The 20159-nt window shown below is 51.9% G+C and carries 14 protein-coding genes; 12 read left to right on the top strand and 2 right to left on the bottom strand.

The features are described from left to right. Positions 1–145 precede the first annotated feature (145 nt). The 4 genes from LC084_RS16825 (at position 146) to LC084_RS16810 (ending at position 9353) form a co-directional block, all read left to right on the top strand. Positions 146–5086, top strand: coding sequence for an alpha-2-macroglobulin family protein (locus tag LC084_RS16825; RefSeq protein ID WP_226572325.1), 4941 nt, complete (start codon positions 146–148; stop codon positions 5084–5086). Positions 5087–5089: 3 nt separating this feature from the next. Then, positions 5090–7426 carry a peptidoglycan glycosyltransferase PbpC gene (gene pbpC, locus LC084_RS16820; protein WP_226572324.1) on the top strand — a complete coding sequence of 779 codons (2337 nt, stop codon included), beginning with the start codon at positions 5090–5092 and terminating at the stop codon, positions 7424–7426. 161 nt (positions 7427–7587) lie between these two features. After that, positions 7588–8019: a nucleoside-diphosphate kinase gene (ndk, locus tag LC084_RS16815; RefSeq protein WP_226572323.1), complete on the top strand. Its 432-nt coding sequence runs from the start codon at positions 7588–7590 to the stop codon at positions 8017–8019. 161 nt (positions 8020–8180) lie between these two features. Beyond that, positions 8181–9353: a bifunctional tRNA (adenosine(37)-C2)-methyltransferase TrmG/ribosomal RNA large subunit methyltransferase RlmN gene (locus LC084_RS16810; RefSeq protein ID WP_226572322.1), complete on the top strand. Its 1173-nt coding sequence runs from the start codon at positions 8181–8183 to the stop codon at positions 9351–9353. Between the two features lie 182 nt (positions 9354–9535). Here the strand turns inward: LC084_RS16810 and LC084_RS16805 are convergent, their stop codons facing one another. Further along, positions 9536–9733, bottom strand: a complete 198-nt coding sequence (locus LC084_RS16805; RefSeq protein ID WP_226572321.1) for a hypothetical protein — start codon at positions 9731–9733, stop codon at positions 9536–9538. A gap of 26 nt (positions 9734–9759) precedes the next feature. Between LC084_RS16805 and rodZ the strand changes: the two genes are divergently transcribed. The 7 genes from rodZ (at position 9760) to LC084_RS16770 (ending at position 17122) form a co-directional block, all read left to right on the top strand. Continuing rightward, positions 9760–10770, top strand: coding sequence for a cytoskeleton protein RodZ (gene rodZ, locus LC084_RS16800; RefSeq protein ID WP_226572320.1), 1011 nt, complete (start codon positions 9760–9762; stop codon positions 10768–10770). A 22-nt stretch (positions 10771–10792) separates the two neighbouring features. Then, positions 10793–11911: a flavodoxin-dependent (E)-4-hydroxy-3-methylbut-2-enyl-diphosphate synthase gene (gene ispG / locus LC084_RS16795; protein WP_226572319.1), complete on the top strand. Its 1119-nt coding sequence runs from the start codon at positions 10793–10795 to the stop codon at positions 11909–11911. Positions 11912–12025: 114 nt separating this feature from the next. After that, entirely contained in the window at positions 12026–13300 is a 1275-nt protein-coding gene (gene hisS, locus LC084_RS16790; protein WP_226572318.1) for a histidine--tRNA ligase, read from the top strand. Between the two features lie 34 nt (positions 13301–13334). Continuing rightward, complete coding sequence (locus tag LC084_RS16785) at positions 13335–13958, top strand: YfgM family protein (protein WP_226572317.1); 624 nt, start codon at positions 13335–13337, stop codon at positions 13956–13958. A 10-nt stretch (positions 13959–13968) separates the two neighbouring features. Further along, positions 13969–15150 carry an outer membrane protein assembly factor BamB gene (bamB, locus tag LC084_RS16780; RefSeq protein ID WP_226572316.1) on the top strand — a complete coding sequence of 394 codons (1182 nt, stop codon included), beginning with the start codon at positions 13969–13971 and terminating at the stop codon, positions 15148–15150. A 124-nt stretch (positions 15151–15274) separates the two neighbouring features. Continuing rightward, complete coding sequence (der, locus tag LC084_RS16775; protein ID WP_226572315.1) at positions 15275–16753, top strand: ribosome biogenesis GTPase Der; 1479 nt, start codon at positions 15275–15277, stop codon at positions 16751–16753. Between the two features lie 147 nt (positions 16754–16900). Then, complete coding sequence (locus LC084_RS16770; RefSeq protein WP_226572314.1) at positions 16901–17122, top strand: zinc ribbon domain-containing protein; 222 nt, start codon at positions 16901–16903, stop codon at positions 17120–17122. Here the strand turns inward: LC084_RS16770 and xseA are convergent. Next, positions 17119–18504: an exodeoxyribonuclease VII large subunit gene (gene xseA, locus LC084_RS16765; protein WP_226572313.1), complete on the bottom strand. Its 1386-nt coding sequence runs from the start codon at positions 18502–18504 to the stop codon at positions 17119–17121. The genes LC084_RS16770 and xseA overlap by 4 nt on opposite strands. 169 nt (positions 18505–18673) lie before the next feature. On the opposite strand from xseA, the gene guaB reads away from it, so the two are divergent. Next, positions 18674–20140 carry an IMP dehydrogenase gene (guaB, locus tag LC084_RS16760; RefSeq protein ID WP_226572312.1) on the top strand — a complete coding sequence of 489 codons (1467 nt, stop codon included), beginning with the start codon at positions 18674–18676 and terminating at the stop codon, positions 20138–20140. Positions 20141–20159 lie beyond the last annotated feature (19 nt).

Raw genomic sequence — 20159 nt, 5'->3', positions numbered from 1 at the left:
TCGGCGTTTACGTGTTTAATTACAACTAACACACGCAGGACATCGACCCGGCTAACATACCGAATCCAGGGATATGGCAAAAAACGAATCTTTAGCATAATACTGGTTTATCTTTTTATCGGTCTTTTCGGCCAGGGATACCGCCATGAAATTTGCCCGCTATATTTGTGTGGCAGCCTTATTCTGCGCCCTCAGCGCACTGAGTGGCTGCGATGATAATACAACGCCAGCGTCAGGCTCGGCACCTCAGTCACAAGCTTCTGCCCCTCAAGAACAAAAAACGGATGCCGCACAACGGGAAAAACTGGCAAAAGCGAGTGCCGGGAAGCCGTTTACACTCCAGGATTCCTCTGAAATTCAGCTCGACGGTGCCAGCACACTGGCTCTGACATTCTCAGTTCCCCTCGATCCTGATCAAGATTTCTCCCGCGTTGCACATGTCGTGGATAAAGAAAAAGGGAAAGTGGACGGTGCCTGGGAGTTATCGGACAACTTAACGGAATTACGCCTGCGCCACCTTGAACCCCGCCGTGAATTAACGATTACTCTCGACCCAGGGCTTAAAGATATTAATGGCCAGGCATTTGGGAAAAAATGGCAATCCTCGCTGACTACGCGTGATATTGAGCCAGTAGTGGGTTTTGCCAGCCGTGGCTCACTGCTCCCAACAAAAGTGGTGAAAGGCCTGCCAGTCATGGCGCTTAATATCAGCCAGGTTGACGTCAATTTTTACCGGGTCAAACCCGAGTCTTTGGCGGCGTTTATCAGCCAGTGGGAATACCGCAACAGCCTGAGTAACTGGGAATCAGACACCCTGCTGAAAATGGCAGACCTTGTGTATACCGGGCGGTTTGAACTCAACCCGGCAGCCAATACTCGTGAAAAATTATTGCTACCGCTTGGGGATATTACCCCGCTACAGCAGCCTGGTGTTTACCTTGCAGTAATGAACCAGGCGGGCCATTACAACTACAGTAATCCGGCAACGTTATTTACCTTGAGTGATATCGGCCTGTCACTGCACCGTTACCACCAGCAAATGGATATTTTCACGCAAAGCCTGGAAAACGGTAGCGGGCAGGAATCCGTTGATATTCAGTTACTCAACGAGAAAGGCCAGGTGCTGGCGAATGCCACAACGGACAACCAGGGCCATGCCAGCCTGAAAACCCCTAAGGGTGCGGCACTGTTGCTGGCAAAACATGATGGGCAAACCACAATGCTGGATTTGAGCCAGCCAGCACTGGACCTGGCTGAATTCGATATTGGTGGCAAGCCAGGTTACAGCAAACAGTTTTTCATGTTTGGCCCACGGGACCTTTACCGCCCTGGAGAGACTGTTGTCATCAATGGTTTACTGCGTGACAGCGATGGTAAACCTGTGGCGGACCAGCCGGTAAAACTGGACGTGGTTCGCCCAGACGGGCAGGTAGCACGTACCACGGTTTTACAGCCGCAAAACGGCTTATACCAGTACCGTGTCACCCTGGATAAAAATGCACTAACCGGCCAGTGGCATCTGCGTGCCAATGTGGGCGATAACCAGGCGCGAAGCTGGGATTTCCAGGTTGAAGACTTTATGCCTGAACGCATGGCGCTGCACGTTGATGTTCAGCCAGAACCCTTGTCTCCGGGCGCAGACGCTGTATTCCGTGTTCAGGGGCGCTATTTGTATGGTGCTCCGGCTTCTGGCAACACCCTGCAGGGGAAACTTTTCTTGCGCCCATTACGGGATGCAGTACCCACATTGCCGGGGTTTGAGTTTGGCAACATCAGTGAAGCAAACCTTAGCCGCAGCCTTGATGAAGTCCAGACCACACTGGATAACACTGGCCGGGTGGATATTTCTGAAGCCAGCCAGTGGAGTGATACCACTTCACCAGTAAAAGTGATTTTCCAGGCAAGTTTGCTGGAATCAGGAGGCCGCCCGGTAACGCGCCAGCTTGAACAGGCTGTTTGGCCAGCAGAAGTGTTACCGGGTATTCGCCCGCAGTTCGCTAAAAAAAGCACTTACGATTACCGCACGGGGAGTGAATCCAGCCAGGCGGTGGTTGACGAAAACAGCCAGGCCGGGTTCGATATTGTTTATGCTCGCCCGGATGGCACACGCGTGGCAGTGAATGGGCTTACGGCACGGCTCATTCGGGAACGGCGCGATTATTACTGGAACTGGTCTGAAGATGATGGATGGACATCGCGCTACGATCAGAAAGACCTGGTCGAAGGGGAGCAAACCCTGAACCTTGCTGCTGGTGAAACCGGCAAAGTGAGTTTCCCGGTAAGCTGGGGATCTTACCGCCTTGAAGTAAAAGACCCGCAGGGGAACCTCAGTAGTGTACGCTTCTGGGCCGGTTACAGTTGGCAGGACAACAGTGACGGCACCGGTGCCCAGCGCCCGGACCGCGTGACGATGAAAATCGATAAACCCTCCTATCAACCGGGCGACACTATTCAGTTGCATCTGGCAGCACCACAAGCCGGGAAGGGATATATCATGGTGGAATCCAGTGATGGCCCATTATGGTGGCAGGCTATCGATGTTCCCGCTGATGGCATGGACCTGAGTATTCCGGTCGACAAAACCTGGCATCGTCACGACCTCTACCTCAGTGCTCTGGTTGTTCGCCCTGGTGACAAAACACAGGCGCTTACCCCGAAACGTGCTGTTGGCCTGCTTCACCTGCCATTAGGTGACCAAAGCCGTCGTCTGGATGTAGCGCTGCAGGCACCGGTTAAAATGCGCCCTAACCAGCCACTTACTGTGAAGGTTCAGGCCAAAGCAGCCGATGGCGCGCTGCCTGGCAAAGTTTACGTTTTACTCTCTGCTGTAGACAGCGGTGTGCTGAATATCACGGATTATGTTACGCCAGACCCGTGGCAAGCGTTCCTCGGCCGCAAGCGGTATGGCGCTGATATTTATGATATCTACGGCAATGTGATTGAAGGCCAGGGCCGTATGGCGGCACTGAAGTTTGGTGGCGATGGTGACGACCTGAAACGTGGCGGTAAGCCGCCCGTCAATCATGTCAATATTATTGCCCTGCAAGCTCAACCTGTAGTGCTGAATGCGCAAGGGGAAGGAACAGTCACATTACCTATTGGCGATTTTAATGGGGAACTGCGCCTGATGGCTCAGGTATGGTCAGCAGACCGCTTTGGCAGCAGTGAAAGCAAAGTGGTTGTTGCCGCACCGCTGGTAGCGGAACTCAGTACACCGCGCTTTCTGGCTGGTGGCGATCACTCCCGCCTGGTGCTTGATCTCTCTAACCTGACGGATAAACCACAGCATTTAGCTATCAATATGGCTGCCAGTGGGTTGCTCAGCCTTGATGCCGGTAATACACAAAGTGTGGCTCTGGCTCCTCAGCAACGTACTTCGCTGTCTATTCCTGTTCAGGCGGGGCAAGGCTATGGCGATGGTGTGCTGAATGTGACAATTAACGGCATTTCCCTGCCAGGGGAAACATTTAGTCCGCTGACCAAACAGTGGAAAATTGGGGTACGCCCGGCTTTCCCTGCACAAACTATCAGTGCAGGCACTCAGTTGATGCCCGGTGAACAGTGGCACTTGCCTGCCGGGTGGTTGGATGGTTTATCTGCATCAACACTGGAAGGTAAATTGCTGATAAGTGGACGTCCGCCATTGAATCTGGCCCGTTATATTAGCGAACTGTATGCCTGGCCTTATGGTTGCCTTGAACAAACCACCAGTGGGTTGTTCCCGTCGCTTTATACCAACCGGGCACAGTTACAGGCTTTGGGAATAAAAACGTCAAGTGATGAAAAACGCCGGGAAGCAGTAGAAAGCGGTATTGCGCATTTGCTCGAAATGCAGCTCGAAAATGGCGGTTTTGGCTTGTGGAGTAAAGACAGTGCAGAAGAATACTGGCTGACCGCGTACGCCACTGATTTCCTGATTCGCGCCAGTGAACAAGGCTACAGTGTGCCAGTCGCCGCACTGGAGAAAGCCAACAACCGGTTATTACGTTACTTGCAAGACCCCGGCATGATTAGTGTGCGCTATAGCGGGAACCCGGCAGCCAGCCGTTTCGTGGTGCAAAGCTATGCGGCTCTGGTGTTGTCCCGCCAGCAAAAAGCGCCGCTGGGCGCATTGCGTACTCTGTGGGAAAGACATGCCGTAGCACCATCCGGCTTGTCACTGGTGCAGTTGGGTATTGCGCTCAAACGCATGGGGGATACAGAACGGGGCAAGCAAGCACTGTTAAGCGGTATAGCGATGCCCCGTAAGGCGCACGCCTGGTTAGGTGATTACGGCAGCCCGGTACGCGATGAAGCCCTGGTATTAAGCCTGCTGGAAGAAAATAACCTGCTGCAAAACCAGCAGCCTGCCTTGCTGGCGGCGCTTTCCCAGGCTGTATGGGGCGAAGCCTGGTTGTCTACCCAGGAAAATAATGCACTGTTCCTGGCGGCCCATAATACCGCACAGCAAGGGGCTGAATGGCAGGTGCAAAACCAGAACGGAGATACCCTGTCGGGTAAAGCTGACCAGGTTTCTGTGCTGTCTGCAGAGCAGCAATCTGCCCTGAGTCTCACCAATACGGGAACGGGCCCTTTGTGGGTGCGTATGGATAGTACCGGCTACCCTGAACAGTCGCCTGCACCTTACAGCAATGTGGTGCACATTGAGCGCCATTACCTGGATACTGAGGGCAACACACGATCACTCAGTAACCTGCACAGTGGTGAATTAGTGCTGGTATGGCTTGATGTCTGGGCTGATAAACGTGTTCCTGACGCCCTGGTGGTTGATTTACTCCCCGCCGGACTGGAGCTGGAAAACCAGAACCTGGCAAGTAGCTCGGCCTCGCTCAGTGAGAATGGTTCAGAGGTGCAAAACCTGATTAACCAGATGCAACAGGAAGATATTCAGCATATTGAGTTTCGTGATGACCGTTTTGTTGCGGCAATGACGCTTAATGAAGGGCAACATTCAACACTGGTCTATCTTGCCCGTGCGGTAACGCCGGGAGTTTACCAGGTGCCCGTACCTCAGGTTGAATCTATGTATGTGCCACAGTGGCGCAGCACAGGAAACGCGATGGGCTTGTTACATGTGGTACCCTGATTAATGCGACAGGGGAAATATAAAATTTGCTGGAAACTGTGGGGCGGCTGCCTGGCCGCCTTTTTCTTGTTGATTGCTGGCTTGTTGCTTGCGGACAGGCTTTACCCTTTGCCATTACACAGTGTTCACCCAGCCCGTATTGTGGTGACAGAAGACGGAACGCCACTGTGGCGCTTTGCGGATGAGAACGGAGTCTGGCGTTATCCGGTTAAGCCCGAGGAAGTTTCCCCGCGTTACCTGGAAGCGTTAATTAATTATGAAGACCGCTGGTTCTGGCATCATCCCGGTGTGAACCCACTTAGCCTGGTTCGCGCAGCCTGGCAGTGGGTCCGCAATGGTGAAGTGGTGTCAGGGGGAAGCACGCTGACCATGCAAGTGGCGCGCCTGATAGACCCACAACCCCGTACAATCACGGGTAAGTTGATTCAAACCGCCCGGGCGTTGCAACTGGAATGGCATCTTTCCAAACAGCAAATTCTGACGCTTTACCTTAACCGTGCACCTTTTGGTGGCACGCTGGAAGGGGTGGGGGCGGCCAGTTGGGCCTATCTTGGCAAATCGCCTAAGCACCTTACAGATGCGGAAGCTGCGTTACTGGCTGTACTGCCGCAGGCTCCAAGCCGGTTGCGCCCGGACCGCTGGTCTGAGAGAGCGCAAAAAGCACGCGATAAAGTGCTGGCCCGGATGCTGGAAGAGCATATCTGGTCTGCTAAACGCGTGCGCGAAGCCATGCAAGAACCCGTATGGCTTGCTCCCCGGCAAAGCCCGCAACTGGCACCTTTACTGGCACGTTACCTGCTGACTCAAGATAACCACCAACGGATTGTCACCACGATCGATGCCACCTTGCAGAGCCAGTTGGAAACTTTGGCCCTCAACTGGAAACACCGCCTGCCACCGAAAACATCGCTGGCGATTCTGGTCGTTGACCACCAGACCATGAAGGTGCGTGGCTGGGTGGGTTCGGTCGATTTAAATGATGACAGCCGGTTTGGCCATGTTGATATGGTTCGGGCTGTCAGATCCCCTGGCTCATTGCTGAAACCTTTTCTGTATGGCCTGGCGCTGGATGAAGGGTTAATACACCCAGGTTCATTACTTCAGGATGTGCCGCGGCGCTTTGGTGATTATCGCCCAGGGAATTTTGACAGCGATTTTAATGGGCCGGTAAGTATGAGTGAAGCGCTGGTGCGCTCGCTTAACCTGCCCGCAGTGCAGGTTCTGGATGCACTGGGGCCGAAAAATTTCGCCGGTCATTTGCGTAACATAGGGTTAAACCTGCGCCTGCCTGCCGCGGCGGAACCCAATTTGTCATTAATTTTGGGTGGGGCGGGAACCCGGCTGGACGAACTGGTCTCTGCTTACAGTGCGTTTGCTCGCGAAGGAAAAGTGGCCCGCTTACGCCTGCAACCACAACAGCCGCTGGTTGAGCGGCGGTTACTGTCACCAGGTTCAGCCTGGATAATTCGCCGTATTTTGGGGGGTGAAGAACAACCGTTGCCGGATGGCGCACTCCCCGCTGTTGCGCCTTTTGCCTGGAAAACGGGCACCAGTTATGGTTACCGCGATGCCTGGGCAATTGGTGTTTCGCCCCGTTACCTGATTGGCGTCTGGACCGGGCGGCCAGATGCGACACCGGTTGCCGGGCAGTATGGTTTTGCCAGTGCAGTACCGGTGATGAACCAGGTTAACACGCTACTCAGAGCAAACACTGGCCTGGCACAAAACCGTGAGCCAGCAGACCCAAGACCTGGCAGTGTGACATCCGGTACGATTTGTTGGCCAGGTGGCCAGAGCCTGCCTGAAGGCGACAGCAATTGTCGCCGACGGGTGTTTACCTGGCTATTGAATGACAGCCAGCCCCCTACGTTATTGGCTCCGGGGCAGGAAGGCCCTTCGGGTATAGTGCAGCGCCTGTGGCTGAACTCCAAAGGGTTGCGTGTCGGTGCTGATTGCAAAAATGCACATCCGGCAACATTGCTGCTGTGGCCGTTACCACTGGAGCCCTGGCTACCAGCACAGGAGCGGCGTGACATGCGTTTACCCGGTGTATCCACCCAGTGCCCACCTGTGATGCAGACAAACCTCAGCCCACTATTATTGCTCGGTGTGCGTGATGGCGCTATGGTGAAACCACCTGCCGGGCAGACGGTATTGAATATGCCACTTTCCACGCAGGGTGGTGGGCATGATCAATGGTGGTTTTTGAATGGTGATGCTCTGCCACAATCGGGTAATCATGTGACGTTGTCCTTGATGCATTCAGGGGAATACCAAGTGTTAGTGATGGATGGTAGTGGGCAAATTGCTGCGGCACGCTTTACTTTGCTGCCAAGATAAATCGTAAAGTCATCATTTTTTATGGGTTTGTTGCTAAAACATGGCTTTTTTTAAAAAAATGTTACCTTTATCCATAGGCAAGGCGGTAGCAGCTCATTATAATCTGCGCCACTTTGTCGCCGGGTTCCCCTGGCATTTTTAGAGAACAAACAGAGGTAATCATGGCAATTGAACGTACTTTTTCTATCATCAAACCAAACGCTGTTGCGAAGAATGTTATTGGCGGTATTTTTGCGCGTTTTGAAACCGCTGGGCTGAAAATTGTTGCCACTAAAATGGTGCATTTGACTCAGGAGCAGGCTCGCGGTTTCTATGCTGAGCATGATGGTAAGCCGTTCTTTGATGGTCTGGTTGAGTTTATGACTTCTGGCCCTATCGTTGTTTCTGCACTGGAAGGTGAAGACGCAGTACGCCGTCACCGTGAAATCCTGGGTGCCACTAACCCGGCCAATGCACTGGCAGGAACGCTGCGCGCTGATTATGCAGACAGCCTGACTGAAAACGGTACTCACGGTTCTGATTCTGTCGAGTCTGCAGCCCGTGAAATCGCTTTCTTCTTTGCTGAAGGCGAAGTGTGCCCGCGCACCCGCTAATAACTGCCTTTATTTGTGCTGTGATGCGTTAAGGCGTAGCATCACTGACAGAGAATTTGTACAATGCTGCGCCCCGGATGAGCGAGCCTGCTCACCCGGGGCGTATCTATTTACTCATTTACCTGGGGCCATAACGTGTAACAACGAGGCCGGAAAACTTTATGTCACAACAGATTACCGCACCTGAGTCCGTCGTTACTTCTGACTCGTCAAATTCGAATGCAGGCAAAATCAACCTGCTGGATCTCAACCGTCAACAAATGCGCGCTTTTTTCAGCGAAATGGGAGAAAAACCGTTTCGCGCTGATCAAGTCATGAAGTGGATTTATCACTATTGCTGTGATGATTTTGACGAAATGACTGATATCAACAAAGTGCTGCGTGGGCGGCTTAAGGCTGTCGCTGAAATTCGTGCACCGGAAGTGGCGGAAGAACAACGCTCTTCTGATGGCACCATTAAATGGGCGATTCAGGTTGGCAGCCAGCGCGTTGAAACCGTTTATATCCCAGAAGATGACCGGGCCACACTGTGTGTTTCCTCACAGGTAGGGTGCGCGTTGGAGTGTAAATTCTGCTCTACTGCTCAGCAAGGTTTTAACCGTAATTTACGGGTGTCTGAAATTATCGGGCAGGTGTGGCGTGCCGCGAAAATTATTGGTGCGGCGAAAGTTACTGGCCAGCGCCCAATTACCAACGTGGTAATGATGGGGATGGGTGAGCCACTGCTCAACCTGACAAACGTTGTTCCGGCTATGGAAATCATGCTGGATGACTTCGGTTTTGGGTTATCCAAACGCCGGGTAACGTTATCTACATCTGGTGTGGTTCCTGCACTGGATAAACTGGGTGACATGATTGATGTTGCTTTGGCTATATCACTGCATGCACCAACAGATGAGATCCGTGACGAAATCGTCCCGATTAACAAAAAATACAATATTGAGACATTTCTCGCTGGTGTGCGCCGTTATCTGGAAAAATCAAATGCCAACCAGGGGCGCGTCACGATTGAATATGTCATGCTCGATCATGTGAATGACGGCACTGAACATGCACATCAATTGGCGGAATGTTTGAAAGATACGCCATGTAAAATTAACCTTATTCCCTGGAACCCGTTCCCGGGAGCACCTTATGGCCGTAGTTCCAACAGCCGAATCGACCGCTTTTCCAAAGTGCTGATGGAGTATGGCTTTACCACCATTGTGCGTAAAACACGTGGTGATGATATTGATGCTGCCTGTGGTCAGTTAGCCGGTGATGTTATTGACCGAACCAAGCGTACAATGCGTAAACGTATGCAGGGTGAACCGATTGCAGTGAAAAGTGTCTGACAGGCAGCAGAGCTGTGGGCGAAGCCTGAATATTCAGGTTTTCGCCCCGTGCTTGTGAGGTGTCATCAATTGTGACAACGAAAGTGTCTGCAGGCGCAATAATTACGGTGCGTTTTTTTGCACTTTGAGGCAGTATGTAGCGGCACAACAACAGTTTAGCCGCGTAGCTCACCAGGCAGGCGTTATTTGGTGAGAAAGTATCCAGGTAAGAGTATGGGCATATGTCCATAATCGTTGTAATTTGCCAGAAAGTTAGCTGGCTCTGGGTATGCTGGGTGTTTCGGGCGGGCGAGGTTTAACACTTCGCAATGGGTAATTTCGCGGCGCGGGTCCGTGATGTCGCTATTGGTGACAGGGCAGGCCGGAGCCAATTTTTTCATTCAAACAGTACCAGCAGTTGTAGCTAATGAATACTGAAGCCACTCACGAACAAAATATCGCACAAACCACGGGCGAACGCCTCCGGGCCGCACGTGAGCAACTTGGGCTCAGCCAACAGATAGTGGCTGAACGCCTGTGTTTGAAAGTCTCCACGGTCCGGGATATCGAGGCAGACAACGCACCTTCGGATTTAGCTGCGACTTTTCTTCGTGGTTACATCCGTTCTTATGCACGTCTTGTCCATGTTCCGGAAGAAGAGCTCTTGCCTGCTCTGGCAAAACAAGCCCCCATCAGAACTGCTAAAGTTCAGCCAATGAAAGGCTATTCCATCGGGAAGAGTCGTAAAAAACGTGATGGCTGGCTGATGGGCTTTACCTGGCTGGTATTACTGGTTGTTATTGGTCTGACTGGCGCCTGGTGGTGGCAAAACCACAAGGTGCAGCAGGCAGAAATCAATTCAATGGCGGACCAGTCGGCGGCCCCTGCGGATAATGGCCAGCTTGTGCCTTTGAATAATACGGGTAGTGATGACAACACCGCTGCCGTGCAGGATAACCCGGCCCCTTCTGATAACGGTGCCACCGATTCGGCGCAGGCGAATACGCCAGCTCCAACAGCAGATAACAGTGCTGCACCGGCCGATAATTCGGCTGCAGTGGTTTCTCCGGGTCAGGCGAACACCGATTCCTTAACCAATACTGCACCTGCCGCAACCACTCAGGACTCTGGGTCATTACCGGCAGAACAGGCAACCACTGCTCCTGCTGCCAGTGGTGATTTGGTGATGAATTTCTCTGCTGACTGCTGGCTGGAAGTGTCCGATTCTACGGGCAAAAAATTGTTCAGCGGCCTGCAACACAAAGACAGTACCTTAAACCTGACAGGCCAGGCGCCATATAAACTGAAAATTGGTGCACCTCGTGCAGTCACTATTCAGTTCCAGGGTAAACCCGTTGATATGAGCCGCTATGCCCGGTCCAACCAGGTTGCCCGCCTGACGCTAAATGCAGAGCCTTCTGCTACTCAGGTGCAGTAACGACGCGTTTTCGGAGATTTTTATGCATAACGAAGCGCCCATTCAACGCCGTAAATCTAAACGGATTTACGTAGGGAATGTGCCAATCGGCGATGGTGCGCCCATCGCCGTTCAGTCCATGACAAATACCCGCACCACAGATGTTGACGCCACAGTGCAGCAAATTAAGGCGCTGGAGCGAGTTGGTGCGGATATTGTCCGTGTATCTGTTCCCACCATGGATGCCGCAGAAGCCTTCCGGCTCATCAAGCAACAGGTTACCGTTCCTCTGGTTGCTGATATTCATTTCGATTACCGCATTGCGCTTAAAGTTGCCGAATATGGTGTGGATTGCTTGCGCATTAACCCCGGAAATATTGGCAATGAAGAGCGTATTCGCCAGGTAGTAGACTGTGCGAAAGATAAAAACATTCCGATTCGTATTGGTGTGAATGCCGGATCCCTTGAAAAAGATCTGCAGGAAAAATACGGCGAACCAACACCGCAAGCGCTGCTTGAATCCGCAATGCGCCACGTTGATTATCTGGACAGGCTCAATTTTGATCAGTTCAAAGTCAGCGTGAAAGCCTCTGATGTTTTCCTGGCGGTTGAAGCTTATCGCTTGTTGGCAAAAGCGATTGATCAGCCTCTGCACCTTGGAATAACTGAGGCGGGCGGCGCAAGAAGTGGCGCTGTAAAATCCGCTATTGGGCTCGGTCTGCTACTGTCAGAAGGGATCGGCGATACGTTGCGCGTTTCACTGGCAGCGGATCCCGTCGAAGAGATCAAAGTCGGCTTCGATATACTGAAATCTTTGCGTATTCGCTCGCGTGGGATCAACTTCATTGCCTGCCCAACCTGTTCACGCCAGGAGTTTGATGTTATCGGCACTGTGAATGCGCTGGAACAACGTCTGGAAGACATCATCACACCGATGGATGTTTCTATTATTGGTTGTGTGGTCAATGGGCCAGGAGAAGCACTGGCTTCAACGTTGGGTGTTGCTGGGGGGAGCCGCAAAAGTGGTTTCTACGAAGACGGTGTACGTAAAGACCGCCTGGATAACGACAATATGATAGACCAGCTCGAAGCGAAAATTCGTGCCAGAGCTTCGGTACTGGACGAAAGCCGGCGTATTGACGTACAGCAAGTTGAGAAATAACAAAACATGGGAAGCCTGATGCTTCCCGTGTATGATTGAACCCACAAAGCAGCCTGGCTAGATACAACCGGGTTGATTCGGGTTCATTTTTTTGTATTCAGGAACAGAGATAACGTGGCAAAGAATATTCAAGCCATTCGCGGCATGAACGATTATCTGCCTGCCGAAACGGCCATCTGGCAGCGCATTGAACGCACATTAAAGCAGGTGCTCGGCAGCTACGGTTATAGTGAAATCCGTTTGCCGATTGTAGAGCAGACACCGCTATTCAAACGCGCAATTGGTGAAGTGACCGACGTGGTTGAAAAAGAGATGTATACCTTTGAGGACCGTAATGGCGACAGCCTGACACTGCGTCCGGAAGGCACGGCGGGCTGTGTGCGTGCCGGTATCGAGCATGGTCTGCTGTACAATCAGGAACAGCGCTTATGGTACATCGGGCCGATGTTCCGCCATGAGCGTCCTCAAAAAGGGCGTTATCGTCAGTTTCATCAGCTGGGTGCTGAGGTATTTGGTCTTCAGGGGCCGGATATTGACGCTGAGCTGATTATGCTAACAGCGCGCTGGTGGCGCGCACTGGGTATCGACCAGCATGTCAGCCTTGAGCTGAATTCCATTGGTTCGCTGGAAGCTCGCGCAAACTACCGTGATGCACTGATCGCTTACCTGGAACAGCATAAAGAGAAGCTGGATGAAGACTGTAAGCGCCGCATGTATACCAACCCATTGCGTGTTCTTGATTCTAAAAACCCGGAAGTTCAGGCACTGCTAAATGATGCGCCAGCCCTGGGTGACTATTTAGATGACGAATCTCGCGAACATTTCGCGGGGTTGTGTGCTTTCCTGGAAGACGCCGGTATCAGCTACACCGTCAATCAGCGCCTGGTGCGCGGCCTTGATTACTACAACCGCACAGTTTTTGAATGGGTAACCAACAGTCTTGGTGCCCAGGGGACCGTTTGTGCTGGCGGGCGTTACGATGGCCTGGTTGAACAACTCGGTGGGCGTGCAACGCCAGCTGTTGGTTTCGCCATGGGGCTGGAACGCCTTGTTTTGCTGGTTCAGGCGGTTAACCCGGAATTTACTGCAGATTCTGTTGTCGATATTTACCTGGTAGCATCTGGTAACGGTACCCAGTCTCCTGCTATGCAACTGGCGGAGCAGGTTCGTGACAGCATACCGGGCTGTAAACTGATGACAAACTACGGTAGCGGTAACTTCAAAAAACAATTTGCCAGGGCTGATAAATGGGGCGCCCGTGTTGCCCTGGTGCTGGGTGAAAATGAAGTCGCAAACCAGCAAGTCGTAGTGAAAGATTTGCGTTCAGGCGAGCAGGAAACCGTTTCTCAACGTGACGTAGCTGGCCATTTGAAAACGCTGCTGGGCTAATTCCCGGTAACTTATCGTTAAGGAGAAGGATTGCGTGGAGATTTACGACAACGAGAACGAACAAGTTGAAGCAGTCAAACGCTTCTTCATCGAAAACGGCAAGGCGCTGGCTGTCGGCGTCGTGTTAGGTATTGGTGCACTGGTCGGCTGGCGTTACTGGGCAAGTCACCAGGTGGACTCCGCTCGTGAGTCATCTATGGTGTATCAGAACACGATTCAGGCACTGAAAGCGGACAAGCCTGGCAGCCTTGCTGCTGCGCAAAAGTTTGTTGCTGACAACAAAGGCACTTATGGTGCCCTCGCATCGCTTGATGTAGCAGAGCAACTCGTCAACAAGAAGGATTTTGCCAATGCCGCCGCTCAACTGAAAGCAGGGCTGGCTGATACTTCTGATGACAATCTTAAGGCACTGATTGGCTTGCGTCTGGCGCGTATTCAGGTGGAGTTAAAACAGGCCGATGATGCACTGGCTACGCTTGGCAACATTAAAGGTGATGGCTGGAGTGCCATGGTTGCTGACATCAAAGGCGATGCGTTGTTGAGTAAAGGCGATGCTAAATCTGCCCGCGAAGCGTGGAGCAAAGGTGTGGGCATTTCTGATGCCTCACCCGCACTGCGTAATATGATGCAAATGAAAATGAATAATTTGTCCAGCTGAGAGGGCACCGATGCAATTGCGTAAATTAGTTTTGCCAGGGCTGCTGTCTGTTACTTTACTGAGTGGGTGCTCACTGTTTAGCGGCGAAGAAGACGTAGTTAAAATGTCCCCACTGCCCACTGTTGAAAACCAGTTCACGCCATCGACTGCGTGGGATGTTTCAGTAGGAAGCGGTATTGGCAAGTATTACTCGAACCTTCACCCGACAGCAGAAGCTGGTGTGGTTTATGCCGCAGACCGTCGTGGTCGTGTAAAAGCGCTCAGCGAGTCTGATGGTAAAGAAGTTTGGTCGGTTGATTTGTCAGAAAAAACCGGCTTTTTCTCCAGCAACCTGCCAGCCTTGCTTTCTGGTGGCCTGACTGTTGCTGGTGGTCACGTTTATGTGGGCAGTGAAAAAGCCAAAGTTTATGCACTGAATACTTCCGACGGCAGTGTTGCATGGCAGACAACGGTAGCTGGTGAAGCCTTATCCCGCCCGGTTGTAAGTGATGGCGTGGTGCTGATCCACACAGGCAACGGTATGTTGCAGGCACTGGATGAAAACAGTGGTGCCATCAAATGGACTGTTAACCTTGATATGCCTTCACTGACATTGCGCGGTGAATCTGCACCTGCTACTGCTTATGGTGCTGCGATTGTTGGTGGCGATAATGGCCGTGTAACCGCAGTATTACTGCAACCTGGCCAGATGATTTGGCAACAACGTATCTCCCAGGCTACCGGTCCGACAGAGATCGATCGCCTGAGTGATGTTGATACCACGCCAGTTATCGTCAACGGGGTTATCTATGCGCTGGCATACAATGGTAACCTGACGGCACTTGACCTGCGTTCAGGCCAGATAATCTGGAAACGTGACCTGGGTTCAGTGAATGACATGGTAGTTGATGCCGGTCGTATTTACATGGTTGATCAGAATGACCGTGTTCTGGCTCTGAGCACTGACGGTGGGGTTACCCAGTGGACCCAAAGTGATTTACTGCACCGCCTGTTGACTGCGCCAGTGCTGTATAATGGCTACCTTGTCGTTGCCGATAGCGAAGGGTATATGCACTGGATAGACCCAGACAACGGCCACTTCGTTGCACAACAGAAAGTGGACAGCTCCGGCTTCCTGACCAACCCGATTGTTGCGGATGGTAAATTGCTGATTCAGGCTAAAGATGGCACGTTGTATGCCATAACCCGCTAAACTATCCGGGTGTGATATCAGCAAAACGGCTCCTGATTTCACCAGGGGCCGTTTCCTGTTTATAGTCAGGCGCACTTTTGCTGTGGTGCCTGGCTGATTTATTTTAAGTTATGAGGCTTTGAAAATGATACCTGTGGTCGCGCTGGTCGGGCGCCCGAATGTGGGAAAATCCACATTATTTAACCGTTTAACGCGCACCCGCGATGCACTGGTGGCGGACTTCCCAGGGTTAACCCGGGACCGTAAATATGGTCGCGCTGAAATTGAAGGCCGCGAGTACATTGTAATTGATACTGGCGGCATCGACGGCACTGAAGACGGCGTAGAGACGCTGATGGCAGAGCAATCACTGCAGGCAATTGAAGAGGCAGATGTTGTGTTATTTATGGTCGATGCCCGCGCAGGGTTGATGCCTGCCGATAAAGCCATCGCCAAACACTTGCGTAGCCGTGAAAAACCTACCTTCGTCGTCGCAAACAAAACAGACGGAATTGATCCGGACCACGCGGTTACGGATTTCTATGCTTTAGGCATGGGAGAAATCGTTCCTATTGCTGCTGCGCATGGCCGTGGTGTTACCAGCCTGCTCGAACAAGTACTGCTTCCCTGGATGGAAGATGTCAGCCCATCTGAACCGGTTGATGAAGACGCGGAATATTGGGCTGCATTGGAAGCGAAAGAATCCGGTGAGCCGGAAGAAGAACCTGAAGATGATTTTGACCCACAATCTTTGCCTATCAAACTGGCTATTGTCGGCCGCCCTAATGTGGGTAAGTCAACACTAACTAACCGTATTCTCGGTGAAGACCGTGTTGTGGTTTACGACATGCCGGGCACCACCCGCGACAGCATTTATATCCCAATGCAACGTGACGAGCGTGAATACGTATTGATAGACACCGCGGGTGTGCGTAAACGCGGAAAAATCACCGACACTGTTGAGAAATTCTCCGTAATTAAAACCTTGCAGGCGATTGAAGACGCGAACGTTGTGCTGCTGGTTATTGATGCCCGCGAAGGGATTTCAGACCAGGATCTTTCCCTGCTGGGCTTTATCCTCAATAGTGGGCGCTCACTGGTAATTGTTGTGAACAAGTGGGATGGCCTGAGCCAGGAAGTACGTGAGCAGGTAAAAGAGACACTGGATTACCGTTTGGGCTTTATTGACTTCGCTCGGGTTCACTTTATTTCCGCTCTGCATGGTAGCGGTGTAGGTAACTTGTTTGAATCAGTACGTGAAGCCTATGACAGCGCCACAAAACGTGTGAGCACCGCCATGCTGACCCGTATCATGACGATGGCAGTAGACGATCATCAGCCACCTCTGGTGCGTGGTCGCCGTGTGAAACTGAAATATGCCCACGCAGGTGGTTACAACCCACCTATCGTGGTAATTCACGGCAACCAGGTGAAAGACCTGCCGGATTCCTACAAACGCTACCTGATGAACTACTTCCGCAAGTCACTGGAAGTCATGGGCACGCCGATTCGTATTCAGTTTAAAGAAGGCGATAACCCGTATGCGAATAAGCGCAATACGCTGACCCCAACACAAATGCGTAAGCGTAAGCGCCTGATTAAGCACATTAAGAAAAGCAAATAAGCGGCCGAATATCGTTTATTTAACCAGAAAATACAGCGCCTGCGGGTGCTGTATTTTTTTAAGCATTTGCGGCGCAAAATGTTACTGAACAGGCAAGTTTTGGCGAGTAAACTACCCCCAGAAATACAAAATAACCAGGGAGTGAAAATGGAGTATCGTTGCCCCGAATGCCAGGGTGAATGCACCCAACAGGGTGAACAGTGGGTGTGTGAGAAATGCCATGAAACTATGGTGTTACAGCCTCTGTGCCCTGAATGCCATAAACCGCTTGAAGTCCTAAAAGCCTGCGGCGCAGTAGATTATTTCTGCCAGAATGGACATGGGCTGATTTCTAAAAAGCGTGTGGACTGGCAACCCGTAGCAGGTTAATCCTGCGATGTTTTACGTGCCCGCTGGCGGCCTTTTTTTACCGGCGAAATCGCAGTCACCTGGCTTTGTACCACGCCATCTTTCAGCCGAGTGGTTAAGGTTTCACCCGCCTGAATTTGGGTAACAGCTTTAACCACTTCGCCTTTCCCGGTTACGGTCACGCTGTAACCCCGTGCAAGAGTGGCCAATGGGCTGACTGCTTCCAGGTGCGTGACTGCCAGGCCAAACCGCTCACGAGTTTGCCCTAACTGGCTGCGAATTGCCTGAGTCATGCGGAAGTTTGTTTGTTGCAGGGTGGCACTGGCGCGCTGGATGCGCATGCCTGGGTGTTGTTGCTGTAAGCGCTGGGCAAGCCGTTGTTGTTGCGACTGCCCACGTTTCAAACGGGTTTCAAGAGCAGACGACAGACGTTGCCGTAGTGCCAGTAACCGGGTTTGTTGGCGTGCCAGGCGCAACTGTGGATGCTGTTGCTCCAGGCGGTGACGCAACTGGCTGAAACGCTGCTGGCGTTGTGCAATATAGTAATCCATTGCCATTTCCAGCCGTTGCTGTTGGCTGGTGAGCTGGCGCACCAGTTCCTGCTGGTTACGGCTGACTACTTCAGCGGCGGCAGAAGGGGTGGGTGCACGTAAATCAGCAACAAAATCGGCAATGGTGACGTCAGTTTCATGGCCGACAGCACTTACGACTGGGATTTTACTTGCCACGATAGCGCGTGCCACCGCTTCTTCGTTAAAACACCACAAATCTTCCAGTGAACCACCGCCACGGCCGACAATCAGCACATCACACTCAGCCCGCTTATTCGCCAGTTGTATCATTCGCACTATTTGCCCGGTTGCATCTGCGCCCTGAACGGCTGTGGGGTAAATGACTACCGGTAAAGCCGGATCCCGCCGTTTTAAAATGTGCAGAATATCCTGCAAAGCTGCCCCGGTTGCAGAAGTGACAATGCCAACACAAGTTGCCGGAGTAGGAAGCGGTTTTTTAAGTGCCGGGTCAAACAGGCCTTCATCGGCCAGGCGTTGTTTAAGCTGAGCAAATTTTTGCTGCAGCAAACCTTCACCGGCAGGCTGCATGCTTTCTGCAATAAGCTGGTAGTCACCACGGGGTTCATAGAGCGTTACGCTGGCGCGCACCAGTACTTGTTGCCCATGCTGTGGGCGGAAAGTGACTCGGCGGTTGCTGTTACGAAACATGGCGCAGCGCACTTGAGCGTTGTCATCTTTAAGCGTGAAGTACCAGTGACCGGAAGAGGGCTGTGAAAGGTTGGAAATTTCACCGCTGACCCAAACTTGCCCAAGGTCCTGCTCCAGCAACAAACGTACTGCCTGATTCAGCCGGCTAACAGAAAAAATTGATGGGGAATTAAGCTGTGACATGTGACCTGGATCAAATTCTAAATCAGCAAGTTATTCAGTCGATAGTAACCTGCCTGTCAGTGAAGGCAAGACTTTTTAGTAAAAAAATGTAGCCGCCGTCGTTTATGCTCTGTATAATGCCGCGGCAATATTTTATCTGTTCTCATTCATCCCAGGTTGAGATATTGCCATGCTACGTATCGCTAAAGAAGCACTAACGTTTGACGACGTTCTCCTCGTTCCCGCTCATTCTACTGTCCTGCCGAATACCGCAGATCTCAGTACTCAATTGACGAAAACAATTCGCCTGAATATTCCTATGCTGTCTGCTGCCATGGACACCGTGACAGAAGCACGCCTTGCTATTGCTCTGGCTCAGGAAGGTGGGATTGGCTTTATCCACAAGAATATGTCCATTGAACGCCAGGCTGAAGAAGTTCGCCGGGTGAAAAAACACGAAAGTGGCATTGTGACTGACCCACAAACCGTTCTGCCAACCACTACATTGCGTGAAGTAAAAGAATTAACTGAACGTAACGGTTTCGCAGGCTACCCGGTTGTGGCAGCTGACAATGAACTGGTTGGGATTATCACCGGGCGCGATGTTCGCTTTGTGACTGACCTGAACCAGCCTGTCAGTGTGTATATGACACCGAAAGATCGCCTGGTAACAGTTCTTGAAGGCGAATCCCGCGATGTTGTGTTGTCTAAAATGCATGAAAAACGCGTAGAAAAAGCGCTGGTAGTAGATGAAACTTTCCATCTGCGCGGCATGATCACCGTTAAAGATTTCCAGAAAGCAGAACGTAAACCGAACGCCTGTAAAGACGAACATGGCCGTCTGCGTGTTGGCGCGGCTGTTGGTGCAGGCGCTGGCAATGAAGAGCGTGTTGATGCTCTGGTTGCTGCTGGTGTGGATATTCTGTTGATTGACTCCTCTCATGGTCACTCTGAAGGTGTGTTACAGCGTATTCGTGAAACCCGCGCTAAATACCCTAACCTGCAAATCATTGGTGGTAACGTGGCAACTGCTGCGGGTGCACGTGCGCTGGCAGATGCTGGTTGCAGCGCAGTGAAAGTAGGGATTGGTCCTGGTTCTATCTGTACTACCCGTATCGTAACTGGTGTGGGTGTACCGCAAATTACCGCTGTTTCTGATGCAGTAGAAGCGCTGGAAGGTACCGGTATTCCGGTTATTGCTGACGGTGGTATTCGCTTCTCTGGTGATATCGCGAAAGCGCTGGCTGCTGGTGCAAGTGCGGTAATGGTTGGTTCTATGCTGGCTGGTACCGAAGAATCTCCGGGTGAAATCGAACTTTATCAGGGCCGTTCATTTAAATCCTACCGTGGTATGGGTTCTCTGGGGGCGATGTCTAAAGGTTCTTCAGACCGCTATTTCCAGACCGACAACGCTGCCGACAAACTGGTACCAGAAGGGATTGAAGGCCGTGTTGCTTATAAAGGCTACCTGAAAGAAATCGTTCATCAGCAAATGGGCGGCCTGCGTTCCTGTATGGGGCTGACCGGCTGTGGTACTATTGATGAATTGCGTACTAAAGCGGAATTTGTACGTATCAGCGGTGCCGGGATTCAGGAAAGTCACGTTCACGATGTGACCATCACCAAAGAGTCTCCGAACTACCGTCTGGGCTCATGATTATTCACGCCCGGCAAAT

The sequence above is a fragment of the Mangrovibacter yixingensis genome (assembly GCF_020523985.1).
In the GTDB taxonomy this organism is placed as follows: domain Bacteria; phylum Pseudomonadota; class Gammaproteobacteria; order Enterobacterales; family Enterobacteriaceae; genus Mangrovibacter; species Mangrovibacter yixingensis.
This window is presented reverse-complemented; position numbering and strand designations above follow the sequence as displayed.

What these genes read in the sequence shown, in the direction of transcription:
- LC084_RS16825 (WP_226572325.1), top strand. Translation starts at nt 146, where the DNA reads ATGAAATTTGCCCGCTATATTTGTGTGGCAGCCTTATTCTGCGCCCTC.
- pbpC (WP_226572324.1), top strand. Translation starts at nt 5,090, where the DNA reads ATGCGACAGGGGAAATATAAAATTTGCTGGAAACTGTGGGGCGGCTGC.
- ndk (WP_226572323.1), top strand. Translation starts at nt 7,588, where the DNA reads ATGGCAATTGAACGTACTTTTTCTATCATCAAACCAAACGCTGTTGCG.
- LC084_RS16810 (WP_226572322.1), top strand. Translation starts at nt 8,181, where the DNA reads ATGTCACAACAGATTACCGCACCTGAGTCCGTCGTTACTTCTGACTCG.
- LC084_RS16805 (WP_226572321.1), bottom strand. Translation starts at nt 9,733, where the DNA reads ATGAAAAAATTGGCTCCGGCCTGCCCTGTCACCAATAGCGACATCACG.
- rodZ (WP_226572320.1), top strand. Translation starts at nt 9,760, where the DNA reads ATGAATACTGAAGCCACTCACGAACAAAATATCGCACAAACCACGGGC.
- ispG (WP_226572319.1), top strand. Translation starts at nt 10,793, where the DNA reads ATGCATAACGAAGCGCCCATTCAACGCCGTAAATCTAAACGGATTTAC.
- bamB (WP_226572316.1), top strand. Translation starts at nt 13,969, where the DNA reads ATGCAATTGCGTAAATTAGTTTTGCCAGGGCTGCTGTCTGTTACTTTA.
- der (WP_226572315.1), top strand. Translation starts at nt 15,275, where the DNA reads ATGATACCTGTGGTCGCGCTGGTCGGGCGCCCGAATGTGGGAAAATCC.
- LC084_RS16770 (WP_226572314.1), top strand. Translation starts at nt 16,901, where the DNA reads ATGGAGTATCGTTGCCCCGAATGCCAGGGTGAATGCACCCAACAGGGT.
- xseA (WP_226572313.1), bottom strand. Translation starts at nt 18,504, where the DNA reads ATGTCACAGCTTAATTCCCCATCAATTTTTTCTGTTAGCCGGCTGAAT.
- guaB (WP_226572312.1), top strand. Translation starts at nt 18,674, where the DNA reads ATGCTACGTATCGCTAAAGAAGCACTAACGTTTGACGACGTTCTCCTC.